Genomic DNA, 2,483 nt, shown 5'->3' with positions numbered 1-2,483 from the left:
CCGTCCCCCCTCCCCTCCCCTCCCTCTCCCTCTCTCGTAAGGACTGATCCACCATGGCAACGGCGCCATCCCCGATCCGTACCGTCGCGGGCAATCTGTGCCTCGGCTCGGCCCCGGACTCCTGGGGTGTCTGGTTCCCCGAGGACGAGCACCAGGTCCCTTACACCCGCTTCCTCGACGAGCTGGCGCAGGCCGGCTACACCTGGCTGGAGCTCGGGCCCTACGGTTACCTGCCCACCGACCCCGCGGTCCTGGCCGAGGAGCTGGCCGTGCGGGGGCTGCAGGTCTCCGGCGGTACCGCCTTCGGCGCGCTGCACCGTCCCGAGGTGTGGGACGAGATGCTCGCCCACGTCCGGCAGGTGGCAGAGCTCACAGCCGCCGCGGGCGCGCACCATCTCGTGCTCATCCCGCCCATGTACCGGGACGAGAAGACCGGCGACTTCACCGAGTCCCCGGAGCTGACCGCCGAGCAGTGGGCGGGCTTCGGCCGGAACGCCGACCGGCTCGGTAAGCTTTTGCTCGACGAGTACGACATCCGGCTGGTCCTCCATCCACACGCGGACAGCCACATCCAGACGCAGCCCGAGATCGAGCGGCTGCTCAACGAGTCCGACAGCCGCTACACGAACCTGTGTCTGGACACCGGCCACGTCGCCTACGGCGGCGGCGACAATCTCGACCTCGTGCGTCGCTTCGGTGAGCGCGTTGGATATGTACACATCAAGCAGATGGACCCGGCGGTGCTGGCACAGGTAGCCGCCGAGAAGCTCTCCTTCGGCGAGGCCGTCAAGCGCGGTGTGTGCGTGTCGCCGCCCGAAGGGGTGCCGAATCCGGCCGAGGTGGTGGACGTGCTCTCCCAGCTCGAGGCAGAGCTGTTCGTCATCGTCGAGCAGGACCTGTACCCGTGCGCTCCTGAGGTGCCGCTTCCCATCGCGGTGCGTACCCGTGAGCACCTGGCCGACTGCGGCCTGACCGGAACCCGCCGTCCGAACAACAACCGGTAGGAGGCCGCCATGGATGTCAGAGACGAAACGACCCCACCGACTCCTTCCGTGCCGTCCACCGCCATCGACGACGCACCGCCGAACGTCCGGCGCCGGCTGCGACTGATCACGATCATCGCCACCTTCGGCGGTCTCCTCTTCGGCTACGACACCGGCGTCATCAACGGCGCGCTGCCGTACATGACCGACGACCTGGGCCTGACTCCCGCCACGGAGGGCATGGTCACCAGCTCGCTGCTGCTCGGCGCGGCCCTGGGAGCGGTCACCGGCGGCCGGCTCTCGGACGCGCGGGGACGGCGGAAGAACATTCTGCTGCTGGCCGCGGTGTTCTTCATCGGCGCACTGGGCTGCTCCCTCGCCCCCAACACCGAGGTCATGATCGTGGCCCGGTTCGTGCTCGGCCTCGCGGTCGGTGGCGCGTCGGTGACGGTGCCCGTCTACCTCGCGGAGGTCTCCCCGGCCGAGCGCCGTGGTGCGCTGGTGACGCGCAACGAGCTGATGATCGTCACCGGTCAGCTGCTGGCCTTCTCCAGCAACGCGGCCCTCGCCCAGGTAGGCGGCGAGTCCGGCGGCGTGTGGCGCTGGATGCTGGTGCTGGCGACCCTGCCGGCCGTTGTGCTCTGGTTCGGCATGCTGGTCATGCCGGAGAGCCCTCGCTGGCTGGCCTCCAAGGGCCGCTTCCCCGATGCGCTCAAGGTGCTCCAGCAGGTCAGGTCGCAGGCGCGGGCGGAGGCCGAGCTGAGCGAGGTGACCGCGCTGGCCGTCAAGGACGAGAAGGAGAAGCTCGGCGGCTGGAAGGACATGAAGGCCACCCCGTGGGTCCGCAAGCTGATGTTCGTGGGCTTCGGCATCGCGATCGTGCAGCAGATCACGGGCGTGAACACGATCATGTACTACGGCACCGAGATCCTCACCGAGGCCGGCTTCGAGTCGAACAACGCGCTCGTGGCGAACATCGCCAACGGCGTGATCTCGGTGCTGGCCACCTTCGTCGGCATCTGGCTGCTGGGCCGCGTCAACCGCCGCCCGATGCTGATGACCGGACAGCTGGGGACCACCGCGGCGCTGCTGCTGATCGGTGTCTTCTCGCTGACGATGGACTCCGGCATGGGACGCGCTTTCGCGGTGCTGGCGATGACCATCACCTTCCTCGCCTTCCAGCAGGGCGCGATCTCGCCGGTGACCTGGCTGATGCTCTCGGAGATCTTCCCGACGCGGATGCGCGGCTTCGGTATGGGCGTCGCGGCCGTGGTGCTGTGGCTGACCAACTTCGTGATCGGGCTGGTCTTCCCGTCCCTGGTCTCCGGGATCGGGGTCTCCAACACCTTCTTCCTCTTCGTGGTGGCGGGCGTGTTCTCCTTCGCCTTCGTGAAGCTGTTCGTCCCCGAAACCAAGGGGCGCACCCTCGAACAGCTCGAAGACGACCTGCGCGCCCGCTTCTCCTGATCCCCACCGATCCGTCCCCGGAGGGGGGGAGGG

The 2,483-nt window shown here is 68.3% G+C and carries 2 protein-coding genes; both read left to right on the top strand.

What is annotated here, in order from left to right:
- Positions 1-53: 53 nt before the first annotated feature.
- On the top strand, positions 54-1,004 hold the full coding sequence (locus ACTWP9_RS36590; RefSeq protein ID WP_443250634.1) for a TIM barrel protein: 951 nt from the start codon (positions 54-56) through the stop codon (positions 1,002-1,004).
- A 9-nt stretch (positions 1,005-1,013) separates the two neighbouring features.
- Positions 1,014-2,450, top strand: coding sequence for a sugar porter family MFS transporter (locus ACTWP9_RS36585; RefSeq protein ID WP_443250633.1), 1,437 nt, complete (start codon positions 1,014-1,016; stop codon positions 2,448-2,450).
- The last annotated feature ends 33 nt before the right edge of the window (positions 2,451-2,483 follow it).

The organism is Streptomyces sp. 3N207, from assembly GCF_052246355.1.
Taxonomy (GTDB): Bacteria; Actinomycetota; Actinomycetes; order Streptomycetales; family Streptomycetaceae; genus Streptomyces.
This window is presented reverse-complemented; position numbering and strand designations above follow the sequence as displayed.

Bases quoted from the DNA above. Each gene is read 5' to 3' on its own strand.
- ACTWP9_RS36590 (WP_443250634.1), top strand. From the start codon at position 54: ATGGCAACGGCGCCATCCCCGATCCGTACCGTCGCGGGCAATCTGTGC.
- ACTWP9_RS36585 (WP_443250633.1), top strand. From the start codon at position 1,014: ATGGATGTCAGAGACGAAACGACCCCACCGACTCCTTCCGTGCCGTCC.